The 13,654-nt window shown below is 53.9% G+C and carries 12 protein-coding genes; 8 read left to right on the forward strand and 4 right to left on the reverse strand.

The window, feature by feature from the left end; all coding sequences use genetic code 11:
* Positions 1 to 41 precede the first annotated feature (41 nt).
* Both BLP78_RS01770 and ilvD read right to left on the reverse strand, forming a co-directional pair.
* A complete protein-coding gene (locus tag BLP78_RS01770; protein WP_090455841.1) occupies positions 42 to 2,114 on the reverse strand; it encodes a thioredoxin domain-containing protein in 2,073 nt (690 codons plus the stop codon).
* A gap of 420 nt (positions 2,115 to 2,534) precedes the next feature.
* The gene (gene ilvD, locus BLP78_RS01780; RefSeq protein ID WP_090455845.1) at positions 2,535 to 4,208 is read right to left on the reverse strand and encodes a dihydroxy-acid dehydratase; all 1,674 of its coding nucleotides are present in this window, start codon (positions 4,206 to 4,208) and stop codon (positions 2,535 to 2,537) included.
* Between the two features lie 491 nt (positions 4,209 to 4,699).
* On the opposite strand from ilvD, the gene lgt reads away from it, so the two are divergent.
* From lgt to BLP78_RS01815, 7 genes are all read left to right on the forward strand, one after another.
* Entirely contained in the window at positions 4,700 to 5,566 is an 867-nt protein-coding gene (gene lgt / locus BLP78_RS01785; RefSeq protein ID WP_090456015.1) for a prolipoprotein diacylglyceryl transferase, read from the forward strand.
* 13 nt (positions 5,567 to 5,579) lie between these two features.
* Complete coding sequence (locus BLP78_RS01790; RefSeq protein ID WP_090455846.1) at positions 5,580 to 6,200, forward strand: class I SAM-dependent methyltransferase; 621 nt, start codon at positions 5,580 to 5,582, stop codon at positions 6,198 to 6,200.
* Between the two features lie 53 nt (positions 6,201 to 6,253).
* A complete protein-coding gene (locus tag BLP78_RS01795; RefSeq protein ID WP_090455850.1) occupies positions 6,254 to 6,898 on the forward strand; it encodes an SRPBCC family protein in 645 nt (214 codons plus the stop codon).
* A 134-nt stretch (positions 6,899 to 7,032) separates the two neighbouring features.
* Positions 7,033 to 7,365 carry a YnfA family protein gene (locus tag BLP78_RS01800; RefSeq protein ID WP_090455852.1) on the forward strand — a complete coding sequence of 111 codons (333 nt, stop codon included), beginning with the start codon at positions 7,033 to 7,035 and terminating at the stop codon, positions 7,363 to 7,365.
* Positions 7,366 to 7,604: 239 nt separating this feature from the next.
* A complete protein-coding gene (locus tag BLP78_RS01805; protein WP_090455854.1) occupies positions 7,605 to 7,946 on the forward strand; it encodes a DUF4156 domain-containing protein in 342 nt (113 codons plus the stop codon).
* A gap of 307 nt (positions 7,947 to 8,253) precedes the next feature.
* A complete protein-coding gene (locus BLP78_RS01810; protein ID WP_090455856.1) occupies positions 8,254 to 8,622 on the forward strand; it encodes a thiol-disulfide oxidoreductase DCC family protein in 369 nt (122 codons plus the stop codon).
* A gap of 166 nt (positions 8,623 to 8,788) precedes the next feature.
* The gene (locus BLP78_RS01815) at positions 8,789 to 10,069 is read left to right on the forward strand and encodes an NRAMP family divalent metal transporter (RefSeq protein WP_090455858.1); all 1,281 of its coding nucleotides are present in this window, start codon (positions 8,789 to 8,791) and stop codon (positions 10,067 to 10,069) included.
* 170 nt (positions 10,070 to 10,239) lie between these two features.
* Here the strand turns inward: BLP78_RS01815 and BLP78_RS01820 are convergent, their stop codons facing one another.
* Positions 10,240 to 12,117: a potassium transporter Kup gene (locus tag BLP78_RS01820; RefSeq protein WP_090456017.1), complete on the reverse strand. Its 1,878-nt coding sequence runs from the start codon at positions 12,115 to 12,117 to the stop codon at positions 10,240 to 10,242.
* Positions 12,118 to 12,642: 525 nt separating this feature from the next.
* Between BLP78_RS01820 and BLP78_RS01825 the strand changes: the two genes are divergently transcribed.
* Entirely contained in the window at positions 12,643 to 13,059 is a 417-nt protein-coding gene (locus BLP78_RS01825; protein ID WP_090455860.1) for a response regulator, read from the forward strand.
* A 40-nt stretch (positions 13,060 to 13,099) separates the two neighbouring features.
* Here BLP78_RS01825 and BLP78_RS01830 read toward each other — a convergent pair whose 3' ends face one another.
* A complete protein-coding gene (locus BLP78_RS01830) occupies positions 13,100 to 13,594 on the reverse strand; it encodes a hypothetical protein (RefSeq protein ID WP_090455862.1) in 495 nt (164 codons plus the stop codon).
* Positions 13,595 to 13,654: the final 60 nt, after the last annotated feature.

The following is a 13,654-nucleotide window of genomic DNA, read 5'->3' on the forward strand; positions in this document are numbered from 1 at the left end:
CTCCTTTATCCGTTGATTAATTTTAGAAAGGCGGACCTATCTTACCTCATTTCGCAGATGCTCAGCAATTGCTGCAAGTCAGATATCTCCGGTAAACACTTAACGCCGTGGCAGACCCAGGCGTTGACAGCACTACTCGTTGCTACAGGTTTATTCAGACTTGGCGGTAGCCCGACAAGTTCCAAAGGCAGCGCAAACACAAGGGTGTATGGAGAAATGCACCGCAACGCATTTTTCCATTCTGCCAGCGCATGCCGCTGACCTCGCAGGATGACGATTTGTGGTGGCGTCAGCGATAGCTCCAATGCCGTCAGCAGGCTGCAACAGGAACTCGCGTAGTGGGAAATGGCGGGATAGAACAAGCCCAGCGTGCGCTCTGCTGCCTGCAAATAGCGGAATTCTCCGAGCAGATGCCCTAGTCGCTGCAGAGCATGCGCTGCCACGCCGTTGCCTGAAGGCGTGGCGTTGTCGTGAGCAGGCTTGGGACGATATATCAGTTTTTCGTGATCATGGCTGGTAAAGAAAAAACCACCCGCCTGCTTGTCCTCGAATTGCTCCAGCAACACCTCTGCCAGTGCAACGGCGAATTCCAGGTCAGCTTGACGAAACTCAGCCTGCATCAGTTCCAGTAATCCATCCAGCAGGAAAGCATAATCGTCGAGATATGCGTTGAGATGTGCCTTGCCATCCTTGTAGGTGGCAAGCAGGCGGTTGTCTCTCCATAGCGTGGAGCGAATGAAATCAACTGAGCGGGTAGCCGATTGCACCCAATCGTCCCGCTCGAATACACGGCCGCAGCGCGCCATTCCCTTGATCATCAGCCCGTTCCAACTGGTGAGAATTTTTTCGTCACGGCCAGGATGCACGCGCAATTCCCGTTTGCGGAAAAGTTTGCTCCGCGCCGACTCGAGCCTTTGTTGCGCTTCCTCCTGGCTGATACCGGCATTTACAGCCAAGGCCGCAAGCGGCTGTGCAATTTCCAGATTCCAGTACTTGTGCTCGAAGTTAGGGTTATCCAAAAGGCCGTAATAGGGCGCAACCACGGCATATTCTTCCGGTGACACGGTTTGCGCCACCTCATCGCGGTCCCACACGTAGAACTTGCCTTCCTCGTTTTCGGAATCGGCATCCAACGTCGAGTAATAACCGCCACCGATGGTTCCTCCACCCGTTCCGTTTTCCCCTTGCGACTGTATCTCCCGCATTACCCATGCGGCTGTTTCCTCCACCACTTGTTCAAACAGGGGATTACGGGTGGCGAGCCACGCATCGGCATAGAGCCGCAGTAATGGTCCATTGTCATAAAGCATCTTCTCGAAATGCGGAATATGCCAGTACTCATCGGTGCTGTAGCGGCAGAAGCCGCCGCCCAACTGATCATGGATGCCGCCCTCCGCCATCTTTTGCAGGGTATGGGATGCCATGTGCAAGGTTTGGGCATTCCCTGCGGCAAAGTAGCGGCGCAAACAAAACTCCAGTTCCGTGGGGTGGAGGAATTTTGGGGGGTCTCCAAAGCCGCCATTGACTGAATCGAAGCGGTTTTCCAGCTCCGCCAGCGCCTGGTCGAGCGGTTGTTCCGAAAATGCCGGTGCTTCCGGGTTTCCTGACGGAAGCATGTTGGCAAGCGACTTCAGCAGCGATTCGCCTTGCCGCTCGATCTGCTCACCTCGGACCTGATATGCCTCTGCCACGCGTGGCAATAAATCGAGAAAACCCGGCAGGCCGTGCCGAGGTGCTTTAGGAAAATACGTGCCGCCGAAGAATGGTTTTTGATCCGGCGTCAGAAATAGCGTCAGCGGCCATCCGCCGTTACGCCGGGTTAGTATGTAAAGGGCTATCTGATAAATCTGGTCGATATCGGGACGTTCTTCGCGATCTACCTTGATATTCACGAAATGCTGGTTCATCACCATGGCAACTTGCGCATCTTCGAAACATTCATGCGCCATGACGTGGCACCAGTGACAGGCCGAGTAGCCGATCGAGAGCAGTATCGGCCTATTCTGCGCACGAGCGAGTGCCAGTGCTTCCTCTCCCCAGGGATACCAGTCCACCGGGTTGTTCACATGTTGAAGCAGATAAGGACTGGTTTCACCGGAGAGATGGTTGAGCATGATAATCCTAAATCCGGTAGTTGACCGCTCATTTAATAGATCAGTGTTATGATTAATAACAACATTTCTTATTATTTGACGCTCACCTTCCGGGTGAGGGCGCTACGGGGTGAATTGCACGGTTTTGCGGCACATGGCTGCGTTGCAACTTCTTGGAATGGAACGGCGCCCCGAAGCGTCGCCCGAGGGGGCCTCGCGCAGCGGGGATCGGGCAGCGCAGGGGATGCCGCGATCGCGCTCCACACGCAAGGGGGCGCCCGCATCCCGCTTCGGGGTCGCACCTTCCTGCGGAAGGCACTGCTTCGCCCTGCGCGGTCGCATTCCGCGTCGTTGCGCCTTGCCCTGCACCCCAAAAACCATACACTTCCCCCGTCCAACTACCGGATTTAGGATAATTGGACCACGCGGAGAAGCTTGCGATTAATCTGTTATTGCTCCTCGGCTGGCGCTCGAAACCAATTTCGCATATTTGGCAAGGACTCCGCGCGTATAACGCGGATGCGGCGGCTTCCATTCGGCGCGGCGCCGTGACAGTTCTTCGCCGGAGACGTTGAGTTGCAGCAGCCGCTGTTCGGCGTCGATGGTAATGGAATCGCCTTCATGCACCAGCGCGATAGTGCCGCCCACGAAAGCTTCAGGTGCCACGTGGCCGACCACCATCCCGTAAGTACCTCCGGAAAAGCGGCCATCGGTGATGAGCCCGACCGAATCTCCCAGACCTTCTCCAATAAGGGCGGAGGTGGGGGAAAGCATTTCGCGCATTCCAGGGCCTCCCTTGGGGCCTTCGTAGCGTATCACGACGACGTCGCCGGGCTGGATCTGCCGTGCAAGAATGGCCGCCATACAGGTTTCTTCGGATTCGAATACCCGTGCCGGGCCGGTAATCTTTGGTGTTTTCACCCCGGTTATTTTGGCTACACAGCCCTCGGTGGCAAGATTACCCTTGAGTATGGCGAGGTGACCCTGCGCATACATGGGATTTTCCCATTGCCGGATGACATTCTGATCCTTGCGCGGCGTCGACGGGATATCCTTTAATACTTCCGCCACGGTCTGGCCACTTATGGTTACGCAATCGCCATGCAACAGGCCGTGTTCAAGCAACATTTTCATTACTTGGGGAACGCCCCCCGCTTTATGCAGATCGGTGGCAACATACCGTCCCGAGGGCTTCAAATCGCACAGCACCGGCACCTTGCCGCGCATGCGTTCAAAATCGTCGATGGTCAACGTTACTTCCGCCGCATGGGCAATGGCCAGAAAATGCAGGACGGCATTGGTCGAGCCACCCACCGCCATAATCACGGCGATGGCATTTTCGATCGATTTTCTCGTGATGATGTCGCGTGGGCGGATCTGCTTCCTGATGGCATCCACCAGGACTTCCGCAGAGCGGGCGGCACTCACGTACTTTTCGTCATCCTCTGCCGCCATGGTGGAAGAGTAAGGCAGGCTCATTCCCATCGCTTCGAAGGCTGACGACATGGTATTGGCGGTAAACATGCCGCCGCAAGAACCAGCGCCGGGGCAGGCGCGGCGCTCTACTTCGAGCAGTTCCTTCTCGTCTATCTTGTGCGCCGTATACTGTCCGACAGCTTCGAAGGCGCTTACGATGGTGAGATCCCTGCCGTTGTAGTGGCCGGGCTTGATGGTCCCGCCGTACACAAAAATGGCGGGAACGTTCATTCGCGCCATTGCAATCATTGCGCCCGGCATGTTCTTGTCGCAACCTCCGATCGCAATGACTCCATCCATGCTTTCTGCCTGCACCGCTGTCTCGATCGAGTCCGCAATCACTTCGCGCGACACCAGCGAGTACTTCATTCCTTCCGTGCCCATGGAGATGCCATCGGATACGGTGATCGTGCCGAACATTTGCGGCATCGCCCCCGCTTCTTTCAATGCACGCTCGGCATTAAGAGCTAACTCGTTCAGTCCCTTGTTGCAGGGGGTAATGGTGGAAAAACCGTTAGCTACGCCCACGATAGGTTTGTCGAAATCTTTATCGCCGAAGCCGACCGCCCGCAGCATGGCGCGGTTGGGGGAACGCTGCGCCCCCTGGGTTATCGCGCGGCTGCGTTGATTGTCTGACATGAATACTCCTTGAGAATATTGATAAACTTTGAAAAGCCCCGAGTCGCGGGGGAGCATTAAGGAAGTGATTTAACCTTGATCGGTGATATAACCCGGATGTTTCATAAATTGACGCGCGCCCTTGCTGGTCTTTTGTTTCGTATGAAAATTTCGTTCAGTCGGGCGTATGAATAACTACGCCACTCTTTCACAAAATCTCCCTACAAAACAAAATCCTGCGCAATCATCACGCGAATTTATGAAACATCCGGGATAAAAAGAAGCGCGTTCTTTTTATGTGTCTTCTGCGGTTAATAGCGATTGGCCGTATGTATAATTATTGCCCGGAGAGAAACCCGTTTCGTGATTATGGCTAGCTGGATCCATACAGCCGGCAAATAAATTTTATATGGTACGCTTTGGATACCGGCCTTCGCCGCTATCGCGCTGAAGCGGCTATATTGTCCGCTCGCCAAATCAACAGTTATTTTACCTCAAAAAAGCGGAAGCCCATGCTCGTTCACCCGCAGTTCGACCCCATCGCCATCCATCTCGGGCCGCTTGCCATTCGATGGTATGGACTTATGTATCTCATCGGATTCGCGTCGTTCATCCTGCTGGGGCGCCATCGCATCAAGCAAAACCCTCAAGGCGTATTCACAAGCGCCATGCTCGACGACATGCTGTTTTACGGCGTGTTGGGTGTGATATTGGGTGGCCGCCTGGGTCATGTATTATTTTACCAGTTCGGCTATTATCTACAGCATCCGCTGGAGATCCTTGCGGTTTGGCAGGGTGGAATGTCCTTTCACGGCGGTTTTCTCGGCGTAATATCCGCAATGGCGCTGCTGGCCCGAAAATATAAATTGCCGTGGCTGGCCGTAACGGATTTCATTGCACCGCTGGTACCGCTGGGCCTGGGTGCCGGCCGGATCGGTAATTTCATAAACGCCGAGTTGTGGGGGCGCCCGACCGATGTCGCCTGGGGCATGATCTTCCCTAACGTGGACAGCCTCCCGCGTCATCCTTCGCAACTCTACGAGTTTGCATTGGAGGGGCTGGCTTTTTTTGTGCTGGTATGGATTTATTCGGCGAAACCGAGACCGGTCGCAGCAGTGTCCGGCATGTTTCTTATCGGTTACGGCGTATTTCGTTCGGCCGCCGAATTTTTCCGCGAACCGGAGGATGGCTTCATGGGGGTAATGACGCTCGGTATCAGCATGGGTCAATGGCTATCGTTGCCGATGATTGTCGCAGGAATAATCATGATTATTTGGGCCTATCGTACCCAGCCTATCCTGCCGCAGAGCCCAGTGCGATCCAATAAGCCGGCCAAGCCTGCCAAGCCCGCTGCGGCCGGGAAGCGGAATCGAAGCTAGGAAAAAATCCCTCATGTCCTTGCGCCATTCCTACACGATTATCGCGCCGCTTTACGATGCTTTTCTAGCGGCTGCAGGCACCGGTCTGCGTGCAGCAAGCCTGGCACAACTACCGCAACAGTCCCGGCAAGGTGGCCTCAACATCCTGATCAGCGGTATTGGGACGGGCCTCGACTTGCCCTATCTCCCCCCAGGCCATACTTATACCGGTCTGGATCTTACCGCCGCCATGCTGGAACGCGCGAAACCCCGGATCGGAAATCTGCATTTGAATCTCGTTCGTGGCGACAGCATGGCGCTTCCATTTGCCGGCGCTTCCTTCGACTATGTGGTGTTGCATCTCATTCTGGCGATCGTTCCCGATGCGCGTTCATGTTTGAGAGAGACGGCGCGCGTGCTGAAGCCGGGCGGCCACGTGCTGATACTCGACAAGTTCCTCAAGCCGGGTGAGACCGCGTGGCTGAGAAGAGCGCTGAATCTGCTGTCGCAGCATATTGTTACACGGCTCGATGTTATATTTGAAGAGGTGCTGGAAGGCGTTCCTGAATTGAAAATGGAAACGGATGTGCCGGTACTGGCGGGCGGCTGGTTCCGTAGTATTCGCCTGACCAAAGACCGGCCGGATGCCGAATAGAAGCACTCTTTACACATGACGAAGCTGTCAACCCAATATTTATCGGGAGTTCCATGCGCTGCATTGCTGTTTTTGCCGCAGCTGCTGTATTCGCTGCCATACCTGCGCAGGCGCTCGACGTGAAGAGCCCTGGGCCGGACTGGACGGAGGCTTATCGTACCAGCGAACTGGTCATTTTTATAAAAGACGTGGATGAGGGTCGTAGAATCGTGGCAACTGGCGAGGTGGAGGTCCGGCCAGAGGTTGTTTTTGATGTTCTCAGCGACTTCGAGCATTACCCGGATTTCATGCCTTATGTAGAGGAGTCACGCATACTCAGCCGCAAGGGAAATAGCCAGGTTGTCACTTACGCGCGTATAGCGCCGCCGCTCGTCAGTGAGCGCGACTATCTACTCAGGGTCAGGATGACACGCGGCACGGCCTCAAACAGTGGCGTATTCAAGATTGAGTGGGAGGCAGTCCCCGAGGTGCAACCCGAGATCGAGGGGGTCGTGCGTGTCAAGCTTAACGAAGGCTCCTGGCTTGTGGCACCGCTTGATGGCGGCATGCGCACACGGTTAACCTACACGCTGCTGACGAATCCCGGCGGTCTGATTCCGGACTTTGTCGCAAACATGTCGAATACGATCGCCATACCTGAACTCTTCAAGGCGGTAGGGAAGCGTTCCGTTCAAGAAGCGAATGCAAAAGGGGAGTAAAAGAAAAATAGCAGATTGCGCCAGTCAGTGTTGTGCATTATTCATCACTTTGAATGTACGCATTGCACCGCGATCAGCTTATACGTTCTGTTTGCAAGAGGTGTCGTTCGGATGTGATTGTTGAGGTGCCCGATATGTTTGAACTAAAGATCCTTTTTCTTTTCCTGGCTACGGCTGTTGCCGAGATTATAGGCTGCTATCTGCCTTATCTCTGGCTCAATCAGGGCCAGAGTGCCTGGTTGCTGATACCCGCTGCCGTAAGCCTCGCGTTATTCGCATGGCTGCTCACTCTCCATCCCACAGCGGCAGGCCGTACCTACGCCGCGTATGGAGGTGTCTATATTTTTGTTGCGATTCTCTGGCTCTGGGCTGTCGACGGCATCAGGCCAACGGCATGGGACGTGGCAGGGTCTCTGGTGGCGCTTGCGGGCATGGGCATTATCATGTTTGGGCCAAAACATGCATAATCACATGCATAGTCCAAAAGTGTGAATCACATCTCTTACCATCGGGAGCTTTGGTGGCCATTACCCGGTTGAATTTGTACTTAGAACCTGCAATCTTCTTTTCAAAATTGTTTATGAGCCGGTTCCAAACAGGGCGCAAGCGGGAATCCTGAAATCTTCTCCACAACTGCCTGATGACCGACTCTATGTTTCAGCGAACGATGATCAAAAGACCAAAAATATCGTATAGGGGAGAAAAAATGATCATGAAAACAGGTGTCGTGGTATCGGTTCTTATTCTTGTCGGCTGTTCAGCGATTTCGCCGACGCCGGCAGGAAGGTCCGTTGAGCTTCTGACTGAAAAACCAACCGGCAATTGCAAAGCGCTTGGCGACGTCGTCGGCTCTCAGGGCAATTGGTTTACCGGCGACTATACATCAAACGAAAATCTACTTATCGGTGCCCGAAACGACCTGCGCAACAAGGCATCTAAAATGGGCGGAAACTACGTTTGGGTGCAAGACTCCAGTAATACCAATGCATGGGGCAGCAAAGGCACATCAAACACCACGGTCCTGGGTGTTGTCTATCGCTGTGAGTGAGCCGGGACGCGTGCGTTCAAGGTGGCTCTGTTCCTGTTTCGTTTGAACCTAAATCCGGTAGTTGGACGGGGAGAAGTGTACGGTTTTTGGGGTGCAGGGCAAGGCGCAACGACGCGGAATGGTCGTTCCATTCCAAGGAGTTGCAACGCAGCCATGTGCCGCAAAAACTGTGCAATTCATCCCGTAGCGCCCTCACCCGGAAGGTGAGCGTCAAATAATATGAAATATTGTTATTAATCATGACACTGATCTATTAAATGAGCGGTCAACTACCGGATTTAGGTTGAAATAGATGGGGTCGAGGAAAATGTCCAGCAAGGTCTATTACAACAGCGCATGCCCCGTTTGTAATGCGGGAATCAAGGATCAGCGCAAGCGTATGGAAGCGTGCGGTATCAAGGACATCCAGTGGATCGATGTACATGCTCATCCGGAAGCGGCGGAGGAGACAGGCGCGCCGTTGGAGCAGGTGCGGGAGCGGCTCCACGTCAGGAGTGCGGATGGCAAGCTCAGCGTAGGCGCCGATGCGTTCGCTCGTCTGTGGTCACAGACGCCGGGTCAGCGCTGGTTGGCCGCATTACTGCGTTTACCGGTGTTCAGGCAACTTACGCAATTGGCGTACAATTTGTTTGCCCGCCTGCTGTATCGCTGGAACCGTGCAAAGAGACACTGGTGATCCACGCCTGATCAGGCGGTTCAGGCGGGAACGTCCCGAAAAGGCGAGTTTTATCTTTTTCAAATAAAGATCCATTCTTCGAGGTTCAAGCTTGGCGCAATGGCGCAGCCATTCGTTGTCAGGGCATACGGGAGCGATAGAGGCCGACGACTTCGAGAGAACCTGTATGAAGGAGGAAGAGACTTCCGTTTTACATAACGGCCCGGTCTGGAAAAAACTGGGCCCCGGGCTTATCACCGGCGCAGCGGATGACGATCCGAGCGGAATTGCCACCTACTCGCAGGTAGGAGCCGGATTCGGCTATTCGATGCTGTGGACGACATTCTTGACTTTTCCCCTTATGGTGGGCATCCAGATTGTCAGCGCCCGCATTGGACGGGTTACCGGTAATGGGCTTGCGGCCAATATTCGCGAGCATTATTCTCCATGGGTTCTGCACGGCCTCGTCTGCTTGCTTGTGATCGCAAACACAATCAACATTGCTGCCGATATCGGCGCAATGGCTGCAGCGCTCAAGCTCCTGATCGGTGGGCCGGCGCATCTGTATGGGGTGGCATTCGCCGTGGTGTCCCTTGTGCTTCAGGTTTTCATACCGTTTCCACGATATGCGCCGATATTGAAATTATTGACGCTGTCGCTTTTTGCTTATGTCGCCACGGTTTTCGCCGTCGAGGTTCCATGGGGTGACGTCTTTCGCAGCATAATCACCCCTTCCGTCTCTTTCGAAACTGATTATGTGGTGGCGGTTGTTGCTGTGTTCGGCACCACCATCAGTCCCTATCTGTTTTTCTGGCAAGCTTCGCAGGAAGTTGAGGAACAACGGGCGTCAAAAGGTGAGAAGCCCCTTAAAGACGCACCGGAGCAGGCGCGCGATCATCTTCAGCGTATCAAGATGGATACTTACGTCGGGATGGGATTTTCCAACCTGATCGCGTTTTTCATTATGCTGACGGCAGCGGTCACCTTGCATCAACATGGTGTCAAGGATATCCAGACGTCTGCACAGGCGGCGGAAGCGCTGCGTCCCATAGCAGGTGAATATGCGTTTTTGTTATTTTCGGCAGGCATAGTAGGTACCGGATTGCTTGCCGTGCCGGTTCTCGCAGGCTCGGCCGCCTATGCTGTGGCGGAATCCTTCAGATGGCGTATCGGCTTGGGCCGCAAGCTCCTGGAGGCCACGGGTTTTTATATGACCCTGATCGCCGCAACGCTTTCAGGCGTGATGCTCAATTTTACTTCCATCGACCCAATCAAAGCACTGTTCTGGAGTGCTGTCATCAATGGCGTTATTGCGGTGCCCATCATGGCAATAATGATGTCGATGGCCGCGAAACCGGAAATAATGGGGAAGTTTATCGTCACGTCCCGGCTTCGGATACTCGGTTGGCTTGCGACAGCTGTGATGGCGCTTGCGGTGATTATGATGGCCGTAGCCTCATTTGCATAAAATCCTTATCCTGGGCCTACTTGTTGGTGGTAGAGCGTTGGCCTGTATCGGTTCTCAAGTTTATCAGTCCAATGGCAGCTAACGCTTCTATCCCCAAGTCATGCGTGGCATATCATGAGGTGCGGCGCGAAGCGTATGTTCTCAAATAAAGGTAATGCCTCTACCTACGCTCAAATCTCGACTTGCGTCCCCAGCTCAATTACACGGTTAGGTGGGATTTGATAGTAATCCGCTGCGCCGCGAGCAATACGCGACATACCGATAAAGAGATGCTCCCGCCATCGGGCCATTCCCGTCCCTGGACTCGAGAGAATGGTTTGGCGTGCGATGAAGAACGACGTGGCCAGCATCTCGAACTCCAGGCCATATTGCTTGCATAGTTCCAATGCTTGTGGAACGTGCGGCTCATCTTTAAAGCCGTATTGAATGATGATCTGGTAACACTGATTGCCAAGTTCTTCTATTTGTACCCGTTCGGATACAGGCATCCAGGGAACTTCAACCATACGTACCGTCAGAAACACGACGCGCTCATGCAATACCTTGTTATGCGCCAAATTATGCAGCAGCGCGTGGGGGACGCCATCGATATCACCATGCAGGAAGATCGCGGTGCCAGGCACGCGCATTGGCGGCGTTTTGAAGAGTGACCGCAAAAAATCCTTGAGGGGGATGGCATGTTTGTTCAGGTTCTCAAAAACCAGTCGGCGTCCCTGCTTCCAGGTCAGCATGATGGTGAACAGGAAAAGTCCCAACAGTAGCGGGAACCATCCGCCATGCAATATTTTGAGCGTGTTGGCGGAGAAGAATGCAAGATCGATCACCAGAAAGAAACCCGTGCCAAGCATGGTTAAAGCAAGGTTATATTTCCAGCGGTAGCGCAGGACAAAGAAGGTCAATATCGTCGTTACGAGCATGGTTGCGGTGACGGCGATTCCATATGCTGCGGCCAAATTGGAAGATGAACCGAATCCTGTCACGGCAATTAATACGGCAGTCAGTTGCAGCCAGTTAACAATCGGGATGTAGATTTGGCCGATCTGCATGGCCGAGGTGTGCACGATCTTCATCCGGGGCAGGAAGCCAAGTGCTATGGCTTGCCTGGTCATCGAGAAGGTGCCTGAAATCGTTGCTTGTGAAGCAATGACGGTTGCGACCGTCGATAAGATAACCAGGGGATAGGTACTCCAAGCACCCAGTTGGTGAAAAAAAGGGTTGCTCACGGCACCTGGATTGGACAGCAATAATCCACCCTGCCCCAGATAATTGAGTGCCAGTGCCGGAAACACGATGGAAAACCATGCCAGGCGTATAGGCTTGGCGCCGAAGTGGCCCATATCAGCATACAAGGCCTCAGCGCCGGTAAAAGCCAGAACCACCGCACCAAGGGCAATAAAGGCGATCAAGCGATTGTCATTCAAAAAAATGATTGCGTGCCACGGATTGAGCGCAACCAGAACTTCCGGCGCTTGAACGATATTGACGATACCCATGGCAGCCAGCGTAAAAAACCAGACGAGCATGATCGGACCGAACCAACTGCCTATACCGGCAGTACCTCTGGATTGCAGCGCATACAGCCCTACCAGGATGGCGACAGTGAGCGGTACGACATAGGGTTTCAACACGGGCGTGGCGACTTCCAGACCCTCGATGGCGGAGAGTACCGAGATCGCCGGGGTAATGACGCTGTCACCATAGAACAGCGCTGCGCCAAACAAGCCTATCACCGTTACCGGGAAATACCAGCGCGACGCCTTGCCCACTGAAGATAGCGCCAGTGCCATCAGCGCCATGATGCCGCCCTCTTCCCGATTATCCGCGCGCAGGATGAGGGTGACGTACTTGAGGGATACGATGAGGATGAGGCCCCAGACAATCAGCGAGACGACACCCAATAAATTGGGGGTATTGAGAACAAGACCATGTTTTTCCGAGAATACCTCTTTCATGGTGTAGAGGGGGCTAGTGCCTATATCGCCATAAACGATCCCTACTGCCGCCACGGTCAATGCAGTGAGACCACTTTTCTTATGTTGCGATGTCAAAGAAGCCCTCACTGATTCTGTCGAGTCAATATTCAACCCAGATAATCCATCAGGCGGCTCTGCGAGCCTACGCGGGTGCTGGCGGTCGGTTTGCAGCCATTTTCGCCGCCATTTTTGCTACCTGCGCGGCGTCCATAGACCAAGCTATGGACTTCTCTCAACCGGCAAAACTGTCTCGCAACCTGCCTCGCCATCATCTCGCGTCCTAATGGATTATCCGGGTTCAATAGAAATGTGTGGGGTTATGCTCGGTCAACGCCTCATGCCCTGCGGTGTCCAATAACATTGAAAGCATAGGAGCGGCGTCCTTGTTGTCATCAACTATCATGATGCGCAATGTTTTGGAAAATGCTTCTGTTCTGGTCGATTGTTCATGAAGAGTGCTCGCTATGTGGCTAAACGCACGGTGCCATCCGGAATTAAATGCAAATATACAAACGGGTTTAATAGCCCATGGTGTGCATATACTTGGCACGTGTCGGCAGGAATGGAATCGTCTGCATCGCTTCACAAAAAAGGTTATGAATGGATAGCAAAGGTCCTACACTTTTCGGAGTGAAAATACTGATCGTGGATGACGAGCCGGATGCGCTGGAGTTGACCAGGCTCATGCTGACTCTCAACCACGCCTGTGTGATTGCGGCTGGCAACGCTGCCGACGGATTGGAACAGGTACAAATACACAGGCCGGATGTCATCGTCAGTGACATCGGCATGCCCCGGGTGGATGGCTACCAATTCATTCGTGAAGTAAGGAATCTGCCTGCGCATACCGGCGGGCAAACCCCTGCCGTTGCGCTTACCGCATTCAATCGCGCGGAAGATAAAATAAGAGCGATCAACGCCGGTTTTCAGAAGCATCTCTCCAAGCCCTTCGAATTGCGCGCCTTAATTGACGTGATTGCAAGTATGACAGGGAAAAATAAGCCATTAAACGGATGATCTTGCATTCCTGCTTCACAACCCTATCAAGATCCCAGCGCTACTCTTTGAACGTCCAGGCCCCGACCGGCGTGATGGCGCCGTTTTCGATCAGGTAGGCGCGCGCCAGCACAGCGCGGCCGATTATCATTGTGATACGGGAAAAATCTTTACCCGAATGGTTGAGTACGTAGCGCAACTCGATACCTGGTTTGGCCGCGAGTGATTCTTTGGGCATGTTGTCGTCAGCCGGTTTTGGCGAAAATGCCGCGCCAAAGGTATCCGGCGGCATGATCCGGGATCTTTCTTCGGTTTTTTCAGACAGCACATACCCTTTGGCGCGCAACCGGTCCGCCAGCAGCGCCCCAAAACTCTCGGGGTCGGAGACGACCAGGCTGAATTGCGTCTTTGCCGGCGGATAGAGTCGCGCAAGCTGGTTGACGGTGTCAGTAGCAATTTTTTCATCGAGGGCGGCGAAGGGGTTGCCCCTGGTCAAGGGCTGGAATGCGCAGGCGCCAAGGCATGCGCACAACAACGCGATAAGCAGGATGCGCATTTTTATTTCCCTTTTTGAATGGTGACGCGATTCTGGCTGAAGCCGACGCGCGACAAGGAT

Origin of the sequence: Nitrosospira sp. Nsp1 (assembly GCF_900100985.1) — a bacterium.
Lineage (GTDB): Bacteria > Pseudomonadota > Gammaproteobacteria > Burkholderiales > Nitrosomonadaceae > Nitrosospira.

What these genes read in the sequence shown, in the direction of transcription:
- BLP78_RS01815 (WP_090455858.1), top strand. Translation starts at nt 8,789, where the DNA reads ATGAAGGAGGAAGAGACTTCCGTTTTACATAACGGCCCGGTCTGGAAA.
- ilvD (WP_090455845.1), bottom strand. Translation starts at nt 4,208, where the DNA reads ATGTCAGACAATCAACGCAGCCGCGCGATAACCCAGGGGGCGCAGCGT.
- BLP78_RS01825 (WP_090455860.1), top strand. Translation starts at nt 12,643, where the DNA reads ATGGATAGCAAAGGTCCTACACTTTTCGGAGTGAAAATACTGATCGTG.
- BLP78_RS01770 (WP_090455841.1), bottom strand. Translation starts at nt 2,114, where the DNA reads ATGCTCAACCATCTCTCCGGTGAAACCAGTCCTTATCTGCTTCAACAT.
- BLP78_RS01830 (WP_090455862.1), bottom strand. Translation starts at nt 13,594, where the DNA reads ATGCGCATCCTGCTTATCGCGTTGTTGTGCGCATGCCTTGGCGCCTGC.
- BLP78_RS01795 (WP_090455850.1), top strand. Translation starts at nt 6,254, where the DNA reads ATGCGCTGCATTGCTGTTTTTGCCGCAGCTGCTGTATTCGCTGCCATA.
- BLP78_RS01810 (WP_090455856.1), top strand. Translation starts at nt 8,254, where the DNA reads ATGTCCAGCAAGGTCTATTACAACAGCGCATGCCCCGTTTGTAATGCG.
- BLP78_RS01800 (WP_090455852.1), top strand. Translation starts at nt 7,033, where the DNA reads ATGTTTGAACTAAAGATCCTTTTTCTTTTCCTGGCTACGGCTGTTGCC.
- BLP78_RS01790 (WP_090455846.1), top strand. Translation starts at nt 5,580, where the DNA reads ATGTCCTTGCGCCATTCCTACACGATTATCGCGCCGCTTTACGATGCT.
- lgt (WP_090456015.1), top strand. Translation starts at nt 4,700, where the DNA reads ATGCTCGTTCACCCGCAGTTCGACCCCATCGCCATCCATCTCGGGCCG.
- BLP78_RS01805 (WP_090455854.1), top strand. Translation starts at nt 7,605, where the DNA reads ATGATCATGAAAACAGGTGTCGTGGTATCGGTTCTTATTCTTGTCGGC.